General features: G+C 39.3%; 19 protein-coding genes and 1 CRISPR repeat array. Of the genes, 8 read left to right on the top strand and 11 right to left on the bottom strand.

Annotated features, from left to right (window positions below; all coding sequences use genetic code 11):
- Nucleotides 1-608 precede the first annotated feature (608 nt).
- From H6G75_RS08325 to H6G75_RS08310, 4 genes are all read left to right on the top strand, one after another.
- Nucleotides 609-1,592, top strand: a complete 984-nt coding sequence (locus H6G75_RS08325) for an RNA polymerase sigma factor, RpoD/SigA family (RefSeq protein ID WP_190979478.1) — start codon at nucleotides 609-611, stop codon at nucleotides 1,590-1,592.
- A gap of 109 nt (nucleotides 1,593-1,701) precedes the next feature.
- Entirely contained in the window at nucleotides 1,702-2,118 is a 417-nt protein-coding gene (locus tag H6G75_RS08320; RefSeq protein WP_190979477.1) for a XisH family protein, read from the top strand.
- Nucleotides 2,106-2,441, top strand: coding sequence for a XisI protein (locus H6G75_RS08315; protein ID WP_190686508.1), 336 nt, complete (start codon nucleotides 2,106-2,108; stop codon nucleotides 2,439-2,441). Before H6G75_RS08320 ends, H6G75_RS08315 begins: the two co-directional genes overlap by 13 nt.
- 41 nt (nucleotides 2,442-2,482) lie before the next feature.
- Nucleotides 2,483-3,082: a hypothetical protein gene (locus H6G75_RS08310; protein WP_190979476.1), complete on the top strand. Its 600-nt coding sequence runs from the start codon at nucleotides 2,483-2,485 to the stop codon at nucleotides 3,080-3,082.
- Here the strand turns inward: H6G75_RS08310 and H6G75_RS08305 are convergent.
- Nucleotides 3,059-3,754, bottom strand: a complete 696-nt coding sequence (locus tag H6G75_RS08305; protein WP_190979475.1) for a Uma2 family endonuclease — start codon at nucleotides 3,752-3,754, stop codon at nucleotides 3,059-3,061. The two genes, H6G75_RS08310 and H6G75_RS08305, sit on opposite strands and share 24 nt — an antisense overlap.
- A 427-nt stretch (nucleotides 3,755-4,181) precedes the next feature.
- Between H6G75_RS08305 and H6G75_RS08300 the strand changes: the two genes are divergently transcribed.
- On the top strand, nucleotides 4,182-4,898 hold the full coding sequence (locus tag H6G75_RS08300; protein ID WP_190979474.1) for a hypothetical protein: 717 nt from the start codon (nucleotides 4,182-4,184) through the stop codon (nucleotides 4,896-4,898).
- 61 nt (nucleotides 4,899-4,959) lie between these two features.
- Here the strand turns inward: H6G75_RS08300 and cobO are convergent, their stop codons facing one another.
- Nucleotides 4,960-5,655, bottom strand: coding sequence for a cob(I)yrinic acid a,c-diamide adenosyltransferase (cobO, locus tag H6G75_RS08295; protein ID WP_190979473.1), 696 nt, complete (start codon nucleotides 5,653-5,655; stop codon nucleotides 4,960-4,962).
- A 617-nt stretch (nucleotides 5,656-6,272) separates the two neighbouring features.
- Here cobO and H6G75_RS08290 point away from each other — a divergent pair.
- Nucleotides 6,273-6,779, top strand: coding sequence for an O-acetyl-ADP-ribose deacetylase (locus H6G75_RS08290; RefSeq protein WP_190979538.1), 507 nt, complete (start codon nucleotides 6,273-6,275; stop codon nucleotides 6,777-6,779).
- Nucleotides 6,780-6,886: 107 nt separating this feature from the next.
- Nucleotides 6,887-8,062 carry a homospermidine biosynthesis protein gene (gene speY / locus H6G75_RS08285; RefSeq protein WP_190979472.1) on the top strand — a complete coding sequence of 392 codons (1,176 nt, stop codon included), beginning with the start codon at nucleotides 6,887-6,889 and terminating at the stop codon, nucleotides 8,060-8,062.
- Nucleotides 8,063-8,237: 175 nt separating this feature from the next.
- Here speY and H6G75_RS08280 read toward each other — a convergent pair whose 3' ends face one another.
- The 3 genes from H6G75_RS08280 to H6G75_RS08270 form a co-directional block, all read right to left on the bottom strand.
- Nucleotides 8,238-10,574, bottom strand: a complete 2,337-nt coding sequence (locus tag H6G75_RS08280) for an adenylate/guanylate cyclase domain-containing protein (RefSeq protein ID WP_190979471.1) — start codon at nucleotides 10,572-10,574, stop codon at nucleotides 8,238-8,240.
- A gap of 204 nt (nucleotides 10,575-10,778) precedes the next feature.
- On the bottom strand, nucleotides 10,779-11,681 hold the full coding sequence (locus H6G75_RS08275; protein WP_190979470.1) for an aminoglycoside phosphotransferase family protein: 903 nt from the start codon (nucleotides 11,679-11,681) through the stop codon (nucleotides 10,779-10,781).
- A gap of 120 nt (nucleotides 11,682-11,801) precedes the next feature.
- The gene (locus H6G75_RS08270; protein ID WP_190590279.1) at nucleotides 11,802-12,173 is read right to left on the bottom strand and encodes a hypothetical protein; all 372 of its coding nucleotides are present in this window, start codon (nucleotides 12,171-12,173) and stop codon (nucleotides 11,802-11,804) included.
- A 260-nt stretch (nucleotides 12,174-12,433) separates the two neighbouring features.
- On the opposite strand from H6G75_RS08270, the gene H6G75_RS08265 reads away from it, so the two are divergent.
- Entirely contained in the window at nucleotides 12,434-13,384 is a 951-nt protein-coding gene (locus tag H6G75_RS08265) for an RpoD/SigA family RNA polymerase sigma factor (RefSeq protein ID WP_190979469.1), read from the top strand.
- Nucleotides 13,385-13,617: 233 nt separating this feature from the next.
- Here H6G75_RS08265 and H6G75_RS33480 read toward each other — a convergent pair whose 3' ends face one another.
- The 6 genes from H6G75_RS33480 to H6G75_RS08240 all read right to left on the bottom strand — a co-directional run bounded on the left by H6G75_RS33480 (nucleotide 13,618) and on the right by H6G75_RS08240 (nucleotide 18,609).
- Nucleotides 13,618-13,740: a hypothetical protein gene (locus H6G75_RS33480; RefSeq protein WP_277884080.1), complete on the bottom strand. Its 123-nt coding sequence runs from the start codon at nucleotides 13,738-13,740 to the stop codon at nucleotides 13,618-13,620.
- A gap of 26 nt (nucleotides 13,741-13,766) precedes the next feature.
- The gene (locus H6G75_RS08260) at nucleotides 13,767-14,102 is read right to left on the bottom strand and encodes a XisI protein (RefSeq protein ID WP_190979468.1); all 336 of its coding nucleotides are present in this window, start codon (nucleotides 14,100-14,102) and stop codon (nucleotides 13,767-13,769) included.
- Complete coding sequence (locus tag H6G75_RS08255) at nucleotides 14,090-14,506, bottom strand: XisH family protein (protein ID WP_190979467.1); 417 nt, start codon at nucleotides 14,504-14,506, stop codon at nucleotides 14,090-14,092. Before H6G75_RS08255 ends, H6G75_RS08260 begins: the two co-directional genes overlap by 13 nt.
- Nucleotides 14,507-14,691: 185 nt before the next feature.
- A CRISPR array of direct repeats spans nucleotides 14,692-15,016; the repeat unit is 35 nt; unit sequence GTTTCCATCCCCGTGAGGGGTAAAGGATTTAAAAC.
- Between the two features lie 419 nt (nucleotides 15,017-15,435).
- A complete protein-coding gene (locus H6G75_RS08250) occupies nucleotides 15,436-16,260 on the bottom strand; it encodes a fatty acid desaturase (protein ID WP_190979537.1) in 825 nt (274 codons plus the stop codon).
- A gap of 112 nt (nucleotides 16,261-16,372) precedes the next feature.
- Complete coding sequence (hemN, locus tag H6G75_RS08245; protein ID WP_190979466.1) at nucleotides 16,373-17,770, bottom strand: oxygen-independent coproporphyrinogen III oxidase; 1,398 nt, start codon at nucleotides 17,768-17,770, stop codon at nucleotides 16,373-16,375.
- Between the two features lie 89 nt (nucleotides 17,771-17,859).
- The gene (locus H6G75_RS08240; protein ID WP_190979465.1) at nucleotides 17,860-18,609 is read right to left on the bottom strand and encodes a heme oxygenase (biliverdin-producing); all 750 of its coding nucleotides are present in this window, start codon (nucleotides 18,607-18,609) and stop codon (nucleotides 17,860-17,862) included.
- Nucleotides 18,610-18,669: the final 60 nt, after the last annotated feature.

Raw genomic sequence — 18,669 nt, 5'->3', positions numbered from 1 at the left:
ACCAATGACCAATGGCTAATGACCATTGACCCATTCGTAACATCCCTCCAAAAATATGCCCAGAGAGTTCGGTTTTCTCCCTAACGATAGGCAACATGAGAGGGGATTTTGCCGTCACTATAGGTATAGTAAGCACTCTAAGGAAGTTTAAATTTTGTTGTAATTAACTACTTTTGGATTATAGTTTTCTCCTTCTGTAGACTACTTTACTATCCGCCTGATTTGTCCTAAGATAAAAGCAAGTAAAACTCATACCGACTTCGGATTTACCAGTAGCCGATCGCAACTGAAGATAAAGAAGAATTCTTGAAAACAACCCAATGTGCTTTTAAAAAGACCTAACAATTTAGGAAGGGTAGGGGGAACCTATCTCAAACACTCATCTTCTGGAATCTCAAGTATGTGAACTGAATTATTCTTATATAGCCGTTCATCAGTTATGGAAGCCAGAACGAGAGAGCCGCAAGTAGACGAGCAGATGGAACAAATTTCTAAATCAGCCATCCCTAAAAACCACTTAAGTTCGGTTTTTATAGATAGCCTTTCCTAATTAATTTTTTTAGTTATTAAAGATTCATTGTGTTTACGGAGTAGAGGACAACGCACCAATGCCTACTGTTAACACCCAAACTGAAAACCTGAACACCAAATTCACGGCTGATATGGTGCGAACCTATCTGCGGGAAATTGGTCGTGTACCACTGCTAACCCGTGAGCAAGAAATTGTCTTTGGGAAGCAGGTGCAACAAATGATGACACTCGTCGAAGCAAAAGAAGCTTTGGCGAAGAAACTGCACCGAGAACCGAGTTTACCAGAATGGGCGAACCATGTTAAACAATCAGAAACCGAAGTCAAACAAACGGTAGCTCAAGGTAAACGCGCCAAGCAAAAAATGATTGAGGCGAACTTGCGCTTAGTAGTAGCGATCGCCAAGAAGTACCAAAAGCGTAACATGGAGTTTCTCGATTTAATCCAAGAAGGGACACTTGGGTTAGAAAGAGGCGTAGAGAAATTTGACCCCACACGCGGCTATAAATTCTCAACCTACGCTTACTGGTGGATTCGTCAAGCCATTACTCGTGCGATCGCTCAACAAGGGCGTACTATTCGCTTACCGATTCATATTACCGAAAAACTGAACAAAATCAAAAAAGTACAGCGCGAACTAGCCCAAACTTTAGGCCGTTCTCCCACACCTGCGGAAATTGCCAAAGAACTGGAACTAGAACCAGCGCAAATTCGGGAATATCTGAATATGGCACGTCAACCAGTTTCTTTAGATGTGCGTGTTGGTGACAACCAAGACACCGAACTGCAAGAAATGTTGGAAGACGAAGGCCCATCACCAGAGTATTACACCACCCAAGAGTTCTTGCGCCAAGACCTGAACACCCTGCTTGCTGAACTCACACCCCAACAGCGCGAAGTGTTGGCTCTGCGCTTTGGTTTAGAGGATGGTAATGAATTGTCCTTAGCTAAAGTTGGCGAAAGATTAAATCTCAGCCGCGAACGTGTTCGTCAACTCGAACACCAAGCCTTAGCTCATCTGCGCCGCCGTCGCGCCAACGTCAAAGAATACGTTGCTAGTTAATTATCTATAACGGTGATGCGCCTCCTGAATTCAGGGGGCGATTTTTTGTGTAAAGATAATGTGAAATATTTGTATTATTATTTGGATACAATCACTATATTTTAAGTTAATGGCTGCTAAAGACATTTTTCATGACGCGGTTAGGAAAGGTTTAGAAAAAGAAGGATGGATAATTACAGATGATCCTCTCAGAATTCGAGCAGGTAGGGTTGATATGCAAATCGATCTGGGAGCAGAAAAACTCATTGCTGCTGAGAGAGGAGAAGAAAAGATAGCTGTTGAAATTAAAAGCTTTACTAGTCCATCTAATATTTCTGAATTTCATACTGCGTTGGGTCAATTTCTTAACTACCGTGTTGCTTTGGAAGAACAACAGCCTGACCGTTTTTTATATTTAGCAGTTCCACAAGGTACTTATAAAACTTTTTTCAACCTACCATTTGTAGAAACTATTATTGAACGGTTCCAACTTAGCATACTAGTTTATGAGCCAAATAAGGAGGCAATTTTGGAATGGAAAAAATAGAACAATATCGTATATACATCCAACAACTATTAACTGAATATGCTAAAGGAAGCCCTTCTGATGATGAAGTAGACACCGAACTAATTTTTGATACCCAAAGGGATCATTATCAAGTTGTTTATACCGGTTGGAAAAATCGCCGCCCAATGTACGGGTGTGTGCTACATCTAGATATTAAGAATGATAAGATTTGGATACAGTATGACGGTACTGAAATTGGGATGGCTAATGAATTAGTTAGATTAGGAGTGCCGAAAGAAGATATTGTACTAGCATTTCATGAACCATTGGTGAGGCAATATACAGGTTTTGGCGTTGGTTAAATTGAGCCTTAAGTTTATATCATCCAGGTAAAAAATAACCTATGCCCTACAGTGACTTTACTATCAAAAAAGTCAAACAAACCTTTGGTATAAAAACCATTGAAGGTGAAAAATTTTTGCCAGAAATAAAACCAATTGCTGCTAGTGATACCCTGACTAATTTTTTAGCAGAAAGCTTGCCTTTAGCCATAGCAACAGGCAGTGAAAAAGCCCGTTCTGAATTAATAATCAGTCCAGTTTTATTAGAAGTACGTAAAATTTTACAGAGGAAAATTAGTTTATTTTCTGGTGCTGACTTTACTGTAGATCCCTCTTTAGGATTGACAGGAGTTTGTGATTTTCTTCTGAGTCGTTCCCCAGAACAGTTAGAAATTGAAGCACCAGCCGTTGTTATTATTGAAGCGAAAAAAGCAGATTTGAATCCAGGTATTGGTCAGTGCATTGCGGAAATGATTGCGGCTCAAAAATTCAATGAAATCAATAATCAAGCTATTTCTACAATTTATGGCTGTGTAACTAATGGTACTGCTTGGCGGTTTCTGCAATTAACAGGGCAGAATGTGACCATTGATTTAACTGATTACCCCTTACCACCAGTGGATGTAATACTCGGAATTTTAGTTTGGATGCTCACTCGATAATTTCTCTACAAAACTCTGATGTTTAGGAGTCGATAAACCTTGTTGTAAAGTAGCTAATACTTGAGCTAAATCTCCTGATAATAATGCTGACTTTGCTAACCATAAACCAGGAAAGACGTGAGAACAAATTACATCATCTGAATTTGGTGCAAGTTGAAGATACTCACCCTCATTTAATCTAAACCAATCAAGTTGGCGATCGTAAACTCGCCATACTAAATATTCTTGGACTTGATTGCGGCGATATACTTTTAGTTTTTCATGCAAATCATAAGAAGCACTAGAAGCAGCAATCTCCACAATTAATTCTGGCGCACCTTCGACATAATCATCTTCGGTAATGCGTGACTGTCCACCTTGTTCTATTCTGAGAAGTGCATCTGGTTGTGGTTCGTTATCGGCATCTAATAGAACCGTGGTATTATCCAGCGTTTCTACTCCTGGGGTAGCAGCTTCATAAGCGACTAACCAGCCCATAATGCGGCTATGGGGTTTACCGTGTTTTTTTGCTCGTACAGGGGAAGCCACGTAAACAACTCCTTCAATTAATTCTGCTTTTTTGAGATGCGGCATAGCGTGGTAACGACGCTCAAATTCCGCACGGGTGAGTTTGTCGCCATTCTCTAAAGGTGGAGTTGTCAACAGTTCAGCAGTTTTGTCAGCAGATATCATACAAGTAATTTCCTTAGCCTCTAGTCTCTAGCCTCTAACCTCTGTTTTTCCGTCACTCTACACCCAACAAATCAAATTTTTATCGTTTGCGGAATGCAGAGCTTGGCTGTTGTAGCTAATTATAGTTAAATCAATCGGCAAGCAAAATATCAACATTTGTAAAGGAGAAGCTCTCAAAAATCATCGAAAGATTGTATTTCAGATTTACATCACCCGATTGGGTGATTCTGTTGGGTGAAGAGTAAATTATTTAAGTGATGATAATGTGAAGTTATCGTCAAATATTCTAAAAAACTTCTTTTTTTGACGAATTTTTATTTTGAGACATTTAAATCAAACCATCGACAGAACCTTGAATGATAGACAATTGGTTATGGTTTAAGTGAGTCGTAGAGGAGAAAGTTAATTTCGTAACAGGAGTGGTCGGGTGCTTAACAATATTTCTAAATTTTTATCCCCTCGACAGTTAACAATTTCTATTGTTGGCTTAGTTTTAACCGTTGGTGTTGTTAGTGAGCAGACTAAACCTGTATTCAGCAAACAGTTACATAATGTAACTACTTCCGCATCTTTGAATGGTGATTTTTCTAGATTAACAAATCATCACTATGTTAGTTCTGATAATTCTTTGTTGTCGCGGTTGAGAGAAATTCGGGAACAGCGTAGTCAACCACAAACAGTAGCTTTTGAGCGTGAAATTATCGAGCCGGAATCTAGAGATTTAGCGCCTATCAACTATCAAAAAACTGCTAAAGAATCTGGAGTTATGCCTAAAAGAAATATTCCCACAAGAGATGGGGTATATCTTTATGGACAATCACCAACACCAAACCAAATCGGTCAAGGTTATATTGTTTTTCAGAAACGGCAAGGTAAAGTAACTGGTGCTTTATATATGCCTAGTTCTGAGTTTAGTTGTTTTCAAGGCACAATTGACAAATCTGGTGAGTTGGCAATGACTGTAAATGGCTCCCCAGATGAAGTAAGTACATCAGATGTGGCTACAAATAGCACAATTCCATCAGTTTCTGATGATGAATTCAATAATTATGCTTACTCTGTAGCATTACAAGATTATCATCCCATTCAATCTATCAGTCCTAGCGATCGCCGCATTCTCCAGATGTGTCAAAATGCAATATAAAAGTATGAAGTCTGAAATCTCTGATGTCGTAAATATTTCAGACTTCAGGTTGCACACTTAATTAAAATTCGATTCCTGGTTGAGCTTTTACGCCTTGGTCACGGAAGGGATGTTTAATTAATGTCATTTCTGTTACTAAGTCTGCACGTTCAATTAACGCTGCGGGTGCGCCTCTCCCTGTGAGAATTACGTGTTTATGAGGCGGTTTCTCTGCTAAACCTGCTAAAACTTCTTCTATTTGTAAATAAGCCATTTTTAAAGCAATATTAATTTCATCCAACAGCACCAGATGAAAGTCTGGGTTGCGGATATATTCTAAAGATTTTTCCCAAGCTGCTTGCGCTTTTTCGAGGTCGCGATCGCGATCTTGAGTTTCCCAGGTAAAACCTTCACCCATTGCGTGAAACTCAATTTGGTCTTCCCAATCACTGAACACCCGTTTTTCTGAGGGTTCCCACGCGCCTTTGATGAATTGGACGATCGCTACTTTATAGCCATGACCAAGCGATCGCATCACCATTCCTAACGCCGCAGTGGTTTTACCTTTACCGTTACCAGTATGGACAATAATTAACCCCTTCTCTGGGACAGCTTGTGCTATCCGCCGATCTTGGATTTCTTTCCGGCGCTGCATTTTTTGGCGATACTGCTCATCAGTCAGCTTAAAATCATTATTTATGGATGAGGACATTACTTCATCAATTAAGCGTTCGATTTCTTTATCTGATTCTAATTCTTCTGGTGTATCTTTACTCATCAGCATTTTATCAAAGTAACTATTTGGCGGATAAGGGAGACAAGGGGACAAGGGAGACAAGGGAGAGAGATGTTTATAAATGATTTACGATTGCTATACAAGACTTTACTGATAGAATAAGATGCAGAGATTTTATATAAAATGACAGTAAGCTTATAATTTATTGGACAATAACGCTTTAAAATTCACTACAATTATTAGTCATAGAAGTCTAATTTTACGGCTATTATCAATAATTCAATAGTTTTATTAAAGCATTTTTAATATAAAATTTTGTAGTAACTTTGACGAGAGTTATATCCTCAACTTTCTTAAGAATTTGGGTGATTGTTATTAACAATTGATATATGTTAAAAATGGTTACTGAATAACAATTTTATAACTTTACGCTAAATTGTGAAAAAATTAACCGCAGATGGACGCAGCGAAAAGTTGTGTGGGCGGCTCTGCCGACTTGAGCAAACTTTTCAAGACAGATAAACACGGATAGAATTTTAATTTAGTTGTGTTAGTCCATTAATAAGCTGTAACGCACCCAAAGCTTTGGGGTAGATGTGTTACGCTGTCGCTAAAACATCCTACTTGTATTTCAACAATCAAATATGAGTCTGATATAAATTATTCAGGGTGATATTACTCAGTTATCGGTAGATGCAATTGTGAATGCTGCTAATAGTTCTTTATTAGGTGGTGGCGGTGTTGATGGTGCAATTCATCGTGCAGCAGGGAAAGAATTACTAGCAGAATGTCGAGAGTTAAGGGGTTGTAAAACTGGAGAGGCAAAAATTACTAAAGGTTATAATTTGCCTGCTAAATGGGTAATTCATACTGTTGGGCCAGTGTGGAAAGGCGGAAATTATGGAGAGAATGAGCTACTAGCTAGTTGTTACCACAATAGTTTGGCTTTAGCAGCACAATACCAAGTTAAAACTATTGCGTTTCCGGCTATTAGTACAGGTGTTTATGGATTCCCGATGGAACCTGCTTGTAAAATTGCGATCGCAACAGTCAAAAAGTTTTTCTCACAGTCAAACTCCTTAGAACAAGTGATTTTCGTCTGTTTTGGGCAAAGTGCATTCGATTTGTACACTAAGACGATGCAAGAATTTGCTGAAAACAGGTGACAGGTGATAGGTGACAGGTTACAGAGTGAAAAGTCGTGTAATTTCCGCACTGACTTGGTTGTTGCTATAACATTAGATTCGGCGCGTTTACTGTTCGGGAGTGCAAAATGTCAAAACAGCGTGGTCAAAAAATCGCACCTACACCGATACCATCTAATATTGGGGTAGTTGATTTAATCAATAATTACTTCACAGCCTACAACTCAGCACGTTTGCGGGAAGTTTGTCAATTGCTGAGTAAAGATGTATTTCAAGATGGTGTGACGGTGGGAGTTAGTCTTTCTGGTGCGATGACACCAGCGGGATTTGGGGTTTCTGCATTATCACCCCTCATTCGCAACGGTTTCATTGACTGGATGATTAGCACTGGGGCGAATTTATACCATGATATGCACTATGGCTTAGGTTTTGAGCTATTTGCAGGTAATCCATTTGTGGATGATGTCAAACTGCGGGAAGAAGGTACAATCCGCATTTATGACATTGTATTTGGCTACGATGTATTGTTAGAAACTGATGCTTTTATTCGCAAGATTTTGCAAGCCGAACCTTTCCAAAAGCGGATGGGAACAGCAGAGTTTCATTATCTTTTAGGTAAGTATGTGCGGGAAGTGGAAAAGCAATTGGGTGTACAGCATTCTTGCTTACTGGCGACGGCTTACGAGTGTGGCGTACCAATTTACACTTCTTCCCCTGGGGATAGTTCCATTGGAATGAACGTAGCAGCGTTGGCGTTAGAAGGTTCGCAATTAATTTTAGATCCCGCCATTGATGTGAATGAGACAGCTGCGATCGCTTACAATGCCAGAGAAAGTGACGGTAAAAGTGCGGCGGTGATTCTGGGTGGTGGTAGTCCTAAGAATTTCTTACTGCAAACTCAACCGCAAATTCATGAAGTACTAGGGTTAGAAGAACGCGGACATGATTTCTTTGTCCAGTTTACCGATGCGCGTCCTGATACTGGTGGTTTATCTGGGGCGACTCCATCAGAAGCAGTAAGCTGGGGTAAGATTGACCCAGAAGAGTTACCTAGCACAATTGTTTGTTATACCGATAGCACGATCGCTTTACCGTTAGTGACAGCATATACATTAAATCAATGTTCGCCTCGGCCGTTAAAACGGTTATACGATCAACGGGAAACAATGTTAGCCACACTGCAAAAAGATTATCTCGCAGCTAAAACGCAACCATCTGACAAAGTACCTGCGGCTATGGTTGGAGATGCAGAAGAAGGTGTTGCAACTTATCCTTGCGGTAGACTGATTCCGAATAGTCCGTAAACAGAGGCTAGAGGTTAGGGGTTAGAGGCTAGAGAAAATTGGCATTGCTGAATGAGGGGATGAATTTGATGTCTTGGAAATTTTTAACTCCTTATTCTCTCTGCGTCTTTGCGCCTCTGCGTGAGATAAATCATCCCGCAATTATGCAACGCCGCTAGAGAAAATTTATCCAACCTCAATCCCTATTCTCTTGCTGTTGTCCACGTAATAGATAAGTTGCGATTTTCTGTTGATGGGGAATTTCGATTTCATCCTGGGGTTCTAGGATAAATTCATCATATATTTGTTCATAAACAGTGGTGCTGACTTGGATAGTATCAGCGACGCTTTGAGTTTGGAGGATTCTGGCAATATTGATGGTATCTATTAAACCCAGTGCTGCTGTTGTGACAACTCCTGTATGGATACCAATGCAAATTTTCAGGTTTTGTTGATTTTCTATATTAAAGGTAGCGATCGCCGCTTGCATATCTAACGCCATTTGGGCTATAGCCTGGGTATGATCTGGGTGTTTTGTGGGTAGTCCGCCAATGACTATATATGCTTCATTAATGGTTTTAACTTTTTCTAAACCGTAGCGATTACAGAGGCGGTCAAAAGCTGCAAAAATTGGACAAAGTAAGCTAACTAATTGCATCGCACTTCCAGAAGCCGCAATTTCATTTAACCCAACAATATCTGCACATAAAACAGTCACATTAATTAAATCTACTTCTGTACCGTCTATTGATGATGCTATGGTGTGAGATGTTGGTATTCTTGCTTGCCAGAATTGTTCTGTTTGTGCTTGCTGTTGCTGTAATGCTATTTCTAAATAAACTCGCTGGGTAATATTGCGAAAAATACCTCTAGTTGCTACTGGTAAACCATGAGAAAATCTACAATTGATATTGCCTTCTAAAAAAACTGTTTGACCATTTTTAGCAATAAAAGCTGTTTTTACTTGCTCTACTTTTTCACCAGACATTAACCGAGAAAAAGTTTGCCGACAATGTGCCTGATAATCGGGATGGATAATTTCAAATACATTCATCTGCTGCACTTCATCGGCGCTATATCCTAATGTTTGATACCATTTTCGATTGACATATAAAAATTGCCCATGCACATTCACAGACTGAATTAAATCATTGGCATTTTCACAAATATCCCGATAGCGTAATTCACTTTCTAACAATTTTTCTTCTGCTTGTTTACGTTTCATAAATTGCGCGACTTGACTACCTACAGAAACCATCATTTGTAATAAATCTGCGTCTTGAGGTTGGATATCGCGGCTAAAGAAAGTCATCACTCCTAAGATTTTATTGTCATCTAAGATGGGGAAACCAAAGGCTGAACATAGTCCGGCGTTAATGGCAGTTGGCGATCGCTGTAAGTCTACATAGTCTAAAATATTTTTGTTCCATACAGCCGAACGTCTGCCCCAGATTTGCCCAGGTAAGCCGACATTCGGCAAATATGTAGTCTGCCAAGTCACAGCCTTAAATTCCCGCGCCGATATCAGCCGACTTGACCACATTTCTACACATCTTAATACAGCATCGTCACTTTCTGCTGGTACATCAGTAGTAATATATTCGCTGGCTGTCCATAATTCCCCAACATCCCACTCTAAACTTTGACAAATTGCCTGTAAAATTTCTGGTATTGCTTGTTGAATACTGGACGATTCTGAAAGTATCCGCGTGATTTGATATTGAGCAACATTCCGTTGTTCTCGACGCTGGCGACTGGTAACATCTCGCCCAATATAAATAATATCTTCTAAAGCTTCATTTTTTCGCTGCATGACTGTACAAGAAAAAGCCACAAGCATTTTTTCTCGTGTTTTTTTGCGACAGACAACCTCAAATTGCTGTAAATCTCGATTGAGTTTACTATAATGATTAATAATTCTCAGTAATGAAAAATTATCTTCAAATAGTAAAGATATTGGTTGATTGATTAACTCAGCTTCGGAAAAGTCAAATAACTTTTGAGCTGCTAAATTAACTTGCTTAATTTTGCCTGTATTTGTAGTTATCAATAAAGCATCTGCCATTGACCTGATAACTGTTTCCATATAATTTTTATATGTTACCAGCATCATAGAAAGCAGACTAGTAGCATTAGTAATTTTGGATAAATCTTGTTTATTTTTAGTTGTTTCTGTTACATCTTCCAGAAAAACTATCAATTTTTTGACGGGTAATTTTTCTTGAGATTCACCAATAATATATATATTAATATAGATATTTGCTTGAGTATCAGTTGTTTGCCTAATTATCTCTAATTCAAATATTTCTTGCTGCCCTTGAATGATAGATTTTAAGATATCTTCTTTACCAACAAATTCAGGAAAAGCCACACGAATATCTGTACCGAACATGACCGCATTGGGATACATAGCAAAACGATGCACTTGCTCAGATTTATCCACAATCCGGAAATGAATATCTAGTTCTAAGTATTCAAATTTACGCAAAGTCGAATATTTGTTGAAAATTTGCTCGACCACCTCGTATTTCATTATATTTTTGCGTAAGTGATGCAACTATTTTGACGATGAATTTTAAGTATTCTGACTACTGAATACTTATGTTCTAATTCTATAGTTTATTTGTACAGAAATTAACTTTCAGATACAGTCTAATTAACAAGCAGTTCCAACAATAAGTGGCAAAAAATAATATTTTGCAATAAACAGCAAAATATTCCGAAAATACTGTAAAAATTAAGCAATGTTAGAGAAGCGATCGCGCAACCAACGTAACCGAACTTCTAACCGTTGTAGACTCTCTGGATGTTGTTGTCCGATAATAAAATTCCACAAAACGCCTTGAAAAGTCCGCGCTGCGATAAACAAATCTAATATTTCTTGATCTCTGGCTAGTCCATAACCATTTAAAGCTGCCGTTGCAAGTTCCATCTCAGTGCCGAAAACATAGCTAGAAGCAATTAAACAAGCAATATCCCAAGCAATATGCCCAATAAAAGTATCTTCCCAATCTGTCCACAATACGCCGCCTCTGGTATTCAGGACATTAGAAAAATTGGAGTCACCATGAAGAGGTTGCATTGGTAACTGAAGCTGCTGAAATTGACTTTTGAGGTGATGATTGACCGCTTGCAACATTTCGCCATCTTTGCAGCTGAATGCGTTTTGAGATATGAGATTACGCAGCAGACTTTCACACTCAGTTAAAGGATCTAAAACTGTCAAATCACCTGCAAAGTTGACTAAAGCTTCATGGCATTCTCGCAAAGTTTTTCCCACAACAGTTGCATCTGGGAATTTATCTATTTCTTCAACAAATTCCCAAAAACTCAGAACTAACCCATTGTGCTGATGAGTACCTGGTAGAATGAGCTTGCTGGGACTAACCACAGGTGCGCCTGCGGCTGCTAAATAGCTGGCTACGGCAATTTCTTTAGCAAACCAAGTGTCACCAAACCGCACTGTACCTGTTGTAGTGGCGATGCGTGCAACTACAGGCGCAGGGCGTAAATGAATGACTAAATTACTTCTGTCTTGCAGCACCACCGCCTCAGTAAACGTCAGCCCTTGTTGCTTGGCGACTGTACAAGCAGCATGGATGGCATTTTCCAGACGAGCTTTTTCTGGTGGACTAGTCATAATGGCGATCGCACAGAACTTGAGTTAAGTAATTAAAGTGAATTAATTACACACATTCTTTTCCTCTAACCTGTCCCCTTTAACCTGTAACCTGTAACCTGTAACCTGTTACCTCTAGCCTTATTTCAGGATTTCGTCTAAAAGGTTTCTTGCGGGTTGCGCTTTTGCTAGTGCAGTTTGATGATCACCATAAGCCCGAACTAACCGTACTAAACCGCTTACTCCTGTTTTGAGTAATTCTAGTTCTTCACCAGCCAATAATTCACCATCTAGCATTCTTTGGACTAAAGGCTTGATGTCGCCAACTTCTTGACGTACCTTTTGCAGTTTTTCCACACTACTGAGTAAAGCTTTCAGTGAGTTGAGAATTTCATCGATATCTTGACTACTTTCTGCTGGTGCGGGTGCATCTTGTACTGTGTCTGTATCCTCGGTATTGGTAACTACATCTTGAGTTGTGGTTTCGCCTTTAGCCCCGTTTGACTTTGCCATGAAGGTTTTCTCCAGAATTTTCCCCAGTCTATCGTTAAAACCCCTCATCTAGTAGCCTGTCCAGAGAATTTTGCTTTCCCCAATTCCCCCTGCACGCTGCACCCCTGCTGGATCTACACGACAATATTCGGTTGATGAACTACTATAGGCGCGATCGCAGCACAAAATGGCTTGTGCGAATTGGCATTTTTTCTGAGTCTATTTGATTTATACTTTTAGATTCGTCTGAAATTATCAAATAAGCACAGTTTGAAAGTTGTATGTCCAGCCTAAGTCCTGACATGGTACGCGTTTATTTACGAGAGATTGGCCAGTTTCCTCTACTCACCTCAGACCAAGAAATCACTTATGGCAGGCAAGTACAGCAAATGATTGCCATTGAGGAGCAGAAACAAAAGCTGAGTGAACAATTAGATAGGGAACCAACATTAGCAGAGTTAGCTACTTTTGTCAACAAAAGCGAATCTGAAATCACTCAAATCCGCCATATTGGTCAACGCGCCAAGCAAAAAATGGTGACAGCAAACCTCCGATTGGTGGTTTCTATCGCCAAAAAATATCAGCGTCGCAACCTAGAGTTATTGGATTTAATTCAAGAAGGTGCAATTGGTTTGCAACGAGGGATAGAAAAATTCGACCCCAATCGTGGTTATAAATTGTCAACCTACGCTTACTGGTGGATTAGCCAAGCTATTACCAGAGCGATCGCTGAAAAATCCCGCACTGTTAGGCTACCGATTCACGTTAACGAAAAACTCAATCAAATCAAGAAAGTCCAGCGAGAACTATTTCAAACTCTCGGTCGTCGTCCTTCCGTGGCTGAAATTGGTCAAAAATTGGACATCGAACCCAGCCAAATTCGAGAATATCTCAGTGCTGCTAGTTCGACAATTTCTTTAGATTTAAAAGTTGGCGATAACCAAGACACAGAACTCAGTGAACTTTTAAGTGATGATGGTGTCTCTCCCAACGACCAAATTACCCAAGAAATGCTGCGTCAAGACTTGGATAACTGGTTATCATCACTGAAACCTGTACAACGTGAAGTATTAATTTTGCGTTTTGGACTGCTAGATAATCAAGAACGGAGTTTGGCACAAATTGGCGAAAAGCTCAATGTCAGCCGCGAACGTGTTCGTCAAATTCAGCAGCAAGCCATGAATGTTCTGCGTCGTCAACAACCAGAAATGGGGCAATATCTATCTTCTTGAGCAAGTGCTGAGTGCTGTACACTGAGCGAAGTCGAAGTGTGAGTGCTGAGTGAGAAAAAGGATACTCAGTTTTTGAGAATGTTACCCATTTTGGCTTTATAAGGTTCAGTTAAGACTCAAAACCAATTTTGGCTTAGTAACTATCTTGAAAATCAAGAAAACAAATTGTAGGGGTGAATGGCTGTTCACCCCTACAGTTGTATTGATAAGAATATGTTTTAAAAGGTTCAGGACTAAAAGCGATCGCACATTCTCAGATTGCTGTTGTTCAAATCGATAACAAATAAGTCTAGGTTGGGTAAAGCGCAGTGAAACGGAACAAAATCCAGATTTTTGGGGCGTTGGGTTTTGTTCATCAACCTAACCTGCTTCAATTTACTTTCTATGCAACTCCATATCCTGTGTACGGACGTTTATATGGTGGCTGTAAGCCTAACACAATATCTTCTTTTGGTACTCCCATTTCCAGAAGTTCTTGTGCTAAGTCCACATCTGTCATATTTTGCTGAATCCAGATTTTCTCATTTTTAATATCAAAATGAATAACACTATGATATACGCGACTTAAACCATTCCAACCTATACGCATCAACTGATAGTGGTCGTGTACTGTATCCAATATTACTTCGTTGTCAATCTCTCCCCGGTGAGGTTTATACTGACTGTGTTTAGTTAAAATATTTTGGATATATTGGCGATATTGTTCTAGTTTGTCCATTTCACAATCACTTCCATAATTGGATCATATATGATTAGTTTTAGTTGATGTCGCCGCACGGCAATTTGAGCAAGTTTAGTCTGAAAAAAGGTTTCATAAGCATCAATTGGAACTGCCAAATATAACTGACGTTCTGGTTCATTTTCTTCCAGTGCAATTTGATAGTTCAAGAACTGTCCCAATGCTGTATGAAAGTCGCTAACCGCAGAGTTACTCGCAAAACTTTTAATTTCCACGGCTATTTTTTCGCCTTCTCTTTCTGCTGCTATCAGCCTTTCTGCACCCAAGTCTATTTTGAGCGTCACCTCCTCAAATTCTATTTGTAGGGGATCATCAGTAACTATCCAATTTTCTTTATGGAGTGCTTTTTTAACCGCTTCATGAAATAAATCTCTAGCTGACATCTAGCAGAAAAATTTGTTTGTATTTATCGCACCATTGCGTATCTATTCTATCAAATACAGTCTCCATAGCGGTCATACCACGATCGCACATTCATGATTCTGACTCAGACAATACACCCTAACATCACAGCGATCGCACTTCCTCTAATTACCATAATGCGATCGTACTGCTAACTAATCTCAATCTTTGTATCCCCGTCAGGGGTAAAGGATTTAAAACACATAAAAGAACAAGATCAGATTGATGCGTTCAAGTTTCCATCCCCGTGAGGGGTAAAGGATTTAAAACATTTGTTTCTGAAAACAGAATATGAAGAAAATTTAAGCGTTTCCATCCCCGTGAGGGGTAAAGGATTTAAAACTGTTTTTTATACCTCAATAGGCACGAAAAATACCTTAAGGTTTCCATCCCCGTGAGGGGTAAAGGATTTAAAACTGGAAAACCCCACTGCCCAGCACGCCGCCTACCTGCTGAGTTTCCATCCCCGTGAGGGGTAAAGGATTTAAAACCCTACTCTGACAGAGAGCTTACCCAATATGGCTTACAGAGCTATAAAACTGAGGGGGGTATATTTTTACTGTCAACAAGCCACAGTTATTGATAATCGGTACCACCTCAAAGCCATCTAAACCCTTACACAGTAAGCAACCTGATGGGGTCTACGAAACAATCAGCTTTTCAGCTTGTGGATGACCCCCTCAGTTTACATTTCTTTACAAACTTGTTATCGGAAACTAACTATTTCAGTTACAAGCAAATAACTTTGATTTAATTTTCATGGTGCTGGCGTTGGTATAAAACATACCATACCAATCAACACAATGCAATTTCTTAATCAAGGTTTTCAAATCATAGGTCGATAGATTTTTACCTCTCCCATCACAAAAGCTAGAAGTCTGGCAAATCCAAATTTTCGCAAGATGTGAATCTATTTCGGTGGCAAGTTGACATCTTGTGCCAAACGCAGGTTTTTCAATAATTTAATTGCCCACCAGGTCATATCAATTTCCCACCAGCGCCAACCACACCTAGCTACATGAGGATAAGCATGGTGATTGTTGTGCCATCCCTCGCCATAGGTGAGAATCGCCGCCCACCAGAGATTACGTGAATTATCATTACACTCAAATGTGCGATATCCCCACATGTGGGTTACTGAGTTGATAAACCAAGTGGTGTGCCACAGAATTACACATCTCAAAAACACACCATAAATCACAAATGACCAACCGCCAAGGGCATACAACAACAAGGCGACTGGAATTTGTAATAGTAAAAAGTAGCGATTCAGCCAACGGTAAAAGGCATCTCGTGCTAAATCAGGTGCATATCTTTGGTAACAGTCATAATCAAAGAATTCTTTGTTGGGATAGAAAATCCATAAAACATGACTCCACCAAAAACCCCTACGGGCAGAGTAGGGATCTTTGTATTCATCTTCTGTGTGGGCATGGTGTAAACGATGTCCTGCTACCCAAAATATTGGCCCGCCTTGCAAAGATAGCGCCCCTAAAATTGCGATCGCATATTCCAACCACTTAGGCACACGCAAGCTACGATGACTCAACATTCGGTGATATCCCAGGCAAACTCCAATACTGCCAAATAGCCAATGCAGCAACACCATCACACCCAACGCTGACCAAGAAAAAAACCACGGTGCTAACAATGCCAGAGCATGAATTATCACAAAAAATGCGACAGTTAGCCAATCCAAACGTAATGATTGGGGATTATCTGACCAAGTTCTCATAGAATTAAATTTCACAAACACTCCTCATACCAATTCAAAAGCCAAAATTCGGAGAGTCAAAACTAAAAAATTAAATAACTTTTTGAATTTTTCACTCCCAATTGCTAATTTCTCAAATCGCTTTAGAATAACCAATATTGGCTCGTTCCCGCAGATAAACATCAAATACAGCCGCGATGTTGCGAATGAGTAATCTACCGCTTGGTGTAACTTCAATCTGATTAGGAGAAAGTTTAATCAAACCATCTGCTTCTAATAGCCGTAGTGGTAATTGCTCTCTTTGGAAATACTCAGCAAAATTGCTATCAAAGTGTAGATGATATTTTTCTTCGATTTTGTCTGGTGAAACCTGGAATTGACACATTAATTCCATAATGATTGTCCGCCGGACAATATCATCTTGATTGAGTTTCACTCCTTTTTCAATGGGTAATTCATCACTATTAATTGCTTGATAGTAATTTTTTATGCGTTTATGGTTCTGCACATACACATCATGCAGCATACTAATTGAACTCATCCCAAATGCTAATAAATCAGATTCTGGTTTGGTAGTATAGCCTTGGAAGTTGCGGTGTAATTGCCCTTTTTGTTGAGCGATCGCTAATTCATCATTCGGTTTAGCAAAATGATCCATACCGATGAAAACATAGCCATTGTTGCTTAATTCTTCAATCGACATCTGCAAAATTCGCAATTTTTCTTCAGCTAATGGTAAAGCCTCTTGTGGAATTAAACGTTGAATTGGTTTTAACCAAGGTACATAAGCAAAATTAAATACCGCAATCCGGTCTGGATTGAGTTGAATTGTCTTGTTAACTGTGCTTTTAAAAGTCTCTAAAGTTTGATAAGGCAAGCCATAAATTAAATCAACATTCACACTCGTAAAACCAGCATCGCGCACCCAATCCATTACCTGAAACAGCATTTCTTCCGGCTGAATTCGGTTAACAGCTTGTTGTACTTGCAAATTAAAATCTTGAATGCCAAAACTAATGCGATTAAAACCTAAATCTTTTAAAGCAAAAAGGTAATCTCTATCTAAAAATCGTGGGTTGACTTCAATAGAAATTTCCGCATCATCATCAAAATCGAAACAATGATTGAGCGCGTACCATAAAGCCTCAACTTGACATAGTGATAAATAATTTGGAGTACCACCACCCCAATGTAATTGTTGAACAGTGCGTTCGGAATCAATTAAAGATGCTACTCGCTGAATATCCCGAATCAAATAATTTAAATAAGGTTCAGCAAGTATTTTATTGGGAGTAATAACAGTATTACAACCGCAGAAATAACAAGCACTTTCACAAAAGGGAATATGACAATATAGTGATAAAGGTGTTTTTTTGTAATTGCCAACTGCGATCGCTGCTTTAAAATCAGCTTGTTCAAAATCCTCTGTTAACTCTGTAGCGGGAGGATAACTAGTGTAGCGCGGTAAAGGCTGATCATATTTTCTCAGCAAGTCAGCATCGAATCTCACATTTTGCGACAAAACGTTCATAAAAATTCGCAATTTCACATCATCAGTTTACAGGTTTTTAGATATCCGACTTCTTGAAGAAGTCGGGTATCTGTTCATTTTGCAGCACTTCAAATACTGTAATTAAGTACCTTATTTTGTTCAGTCCTATTTTCTGTGCTACCTGGTTTATCTTGGCGAGTCATCAAATCAAAAACATGATCACCAACAACAGCTTTCACATCTGCTTCTAGTTCATGAACGACATCCCGGTTGAGTGCAAAAGCATAGTTAGCTTCGTCTACAATTTTCTGAACTATAGTTTCATCTATCGCCAAAGAATTCAACGCTTGACGGTATTGTTCTTTAAATGCTCGTTTGGCTTCTGGGGTAGGAATTTGTTCAAATTCGTGCATTGCAGTTCCTTGATCTGGTGGTAAATCCATTGCAGAACGAGCAATATTTCGTAGGGCTTGTCCACCAGATAAATCTCCCATATAGCGGGTGTAAGCATGAGCAATTAATAACTCAGGTTGTGTGTTAGCAATTTCCCGCAGCCGATTTACATAAATTTTTCCAGATGGTGAAGGTTTAATTTCTTCTTGCCAATTTTCACCGTAATAATATGCTAAATCTTTTTCTAAATTGGCTTGCCGATTCAATTCTGGAAAATAAATCAACCCCACAATTGGATGATTTTGATATCGTTGTAATTCTGCCTCTAAAACAGAATAGACAAAGTAAAGATCCGCCAACAATTTCCTAAAAAAGCTCTTTTCGACAATCCCTTTCAGGAAACATTTCATAAACGCAGTATTTTCCGCCAAGGTATGGGAATGTTTTGTTCCTTCTCGCAAACGCACATCTAAATGGCTACTCATAGCGAATACCTCATTCATTATTAAAAAATTCTGGTTATGTTTTTGGGATTGGGAAGAGAA

The sequence above is a fragment of the Nostoc sp. FACHB-280 genome (assembly GCF_014697615.1).
GTDB lineage: Bacteria > Cyanobacteriota > Cyanobacteriia > Cyanobacteriales > Nostocaceae > Nostoc_B.
The sequence above is the reverse complement of the archived record's forward strand: the minus strand, read 5'-3'. Positions and strand labels throughout refer to the sequence as shown.

Bases quoted from the DNA above. Each gene is read 5' to 3' on its own strand.
- H6G75_RS08325 (WP_190979478.1), top strand. From the start codon at position 609: ATGCCTACTGTTAACACCCAAACTGAAAACCTGAACACCAAATTCACG.
- H6G75_RS08320 (WP_190979477.1), top strand. From the start codon at position 1,702: ATGGCTGCTAAAGACATTTTTCATGACGCGGTTAGGAAAGGTTTAGAA.
- H6G75_RS08315 (WP_190686508.1), top strand. From the start codon at position 2,106: ATGGAAAAAATAGAACAATATCGTATATACATCCAACAACTATTAACT.
- H6G75_RS08310 (WP_190979476.1), top strand. From the start codon at position 2,483: ATGCCCTACAGTGACTTTACTATCAAAAAAGTCAAACAAACCTTTGGT.
- H6G75_RS08305 (WP_190979475.1), bottom strand. From the start codon at position 3,754: ATGATATCTGCTGACAAAACTGCTGAACTGTTGACAACTCCACCTTTA.
- cobO (WP_190979473.1), bottom strand. From the start codon at position 5,655: ATGAGTAAAGATACACCAGAAGAATTAGAATCAGATAAAGAAATCGAA.
- speY (WP_190979472.1), top strand. From the start codon at position 6,887: ATGTCAAAACAGCGTGGTCAAAAAATCGCACCTACACCGATACCATCT.
- H6G75_RS08280 (WP_190979471.1), bottom strand. From the start codon at position 10,574: ATGAAATACGAGGTGGTCGAGCAAATTTTCAACAAATATTCGACTTTG.
- H6G75_RS08275 (WP_190979470.1), bottom strand. From the start codon at position 11,681: ATGACTAGTCCACCAGAAAAAGCTCGTCTGGAAAATGCCATCCATGCT.
- H6G75_RS08270 (WP_190590279.1), bottom strand. From the start codon at position 12,173: ATGGCAAAGTCAAACGGGGCTAAAGGCGAAACCACAACTCAAGATGTA.
- H6G75_RS08265 (WP_190979469.1), top strand. From the start codon at position 12,434: ATGTCCAGCCTAAGTCCTGACATGGTACGCGTTTATTTACGAGAGATT.
- H6G75_RS33480 (WP_277884080.1), bottom strand. From the start codon at position 13,740: ATGAACAAAACCCAACGCCCCAAAAATCTGGATTTTGTTCCGTTTCAC.
- H6G75_RS08260 (WP_190979468.1), bottom strand. From the start codon at position 14,102: ATGGACAAACTAGAACAATATCGCCAATATATCCAAAATATTTTAACT.
- H6G75_RS08255 (WP_190979467.1), bottom strand. From the start codon at position 14,506: ATGTCAGCTAGAGATTTATTTCATGAAGCGGTTAAAAAAGCACTCCAT.
- H6G75_RS08250 (WP_190979537.1), bottom strand. From the start codon at position 16,260: ATGAGAACTTGGTCAGATAATCCCCAATCATTACGTTTGGATTGGCTA.
- hemN (WP_190979466.1), bottom strand. From the start codon at position 17,770: ATGAACGTTTTGTCGCAAAATGTGAGATTCGATGCTGACTTGCTGAGA.
- H6G75_RS08240 (WP_190979465.1), bottom strand. From the start codon at position 18,609: ATGAGTAGCCATTTAGATGTGCGTTTGCGAGAAGGAACAAAACATTCC.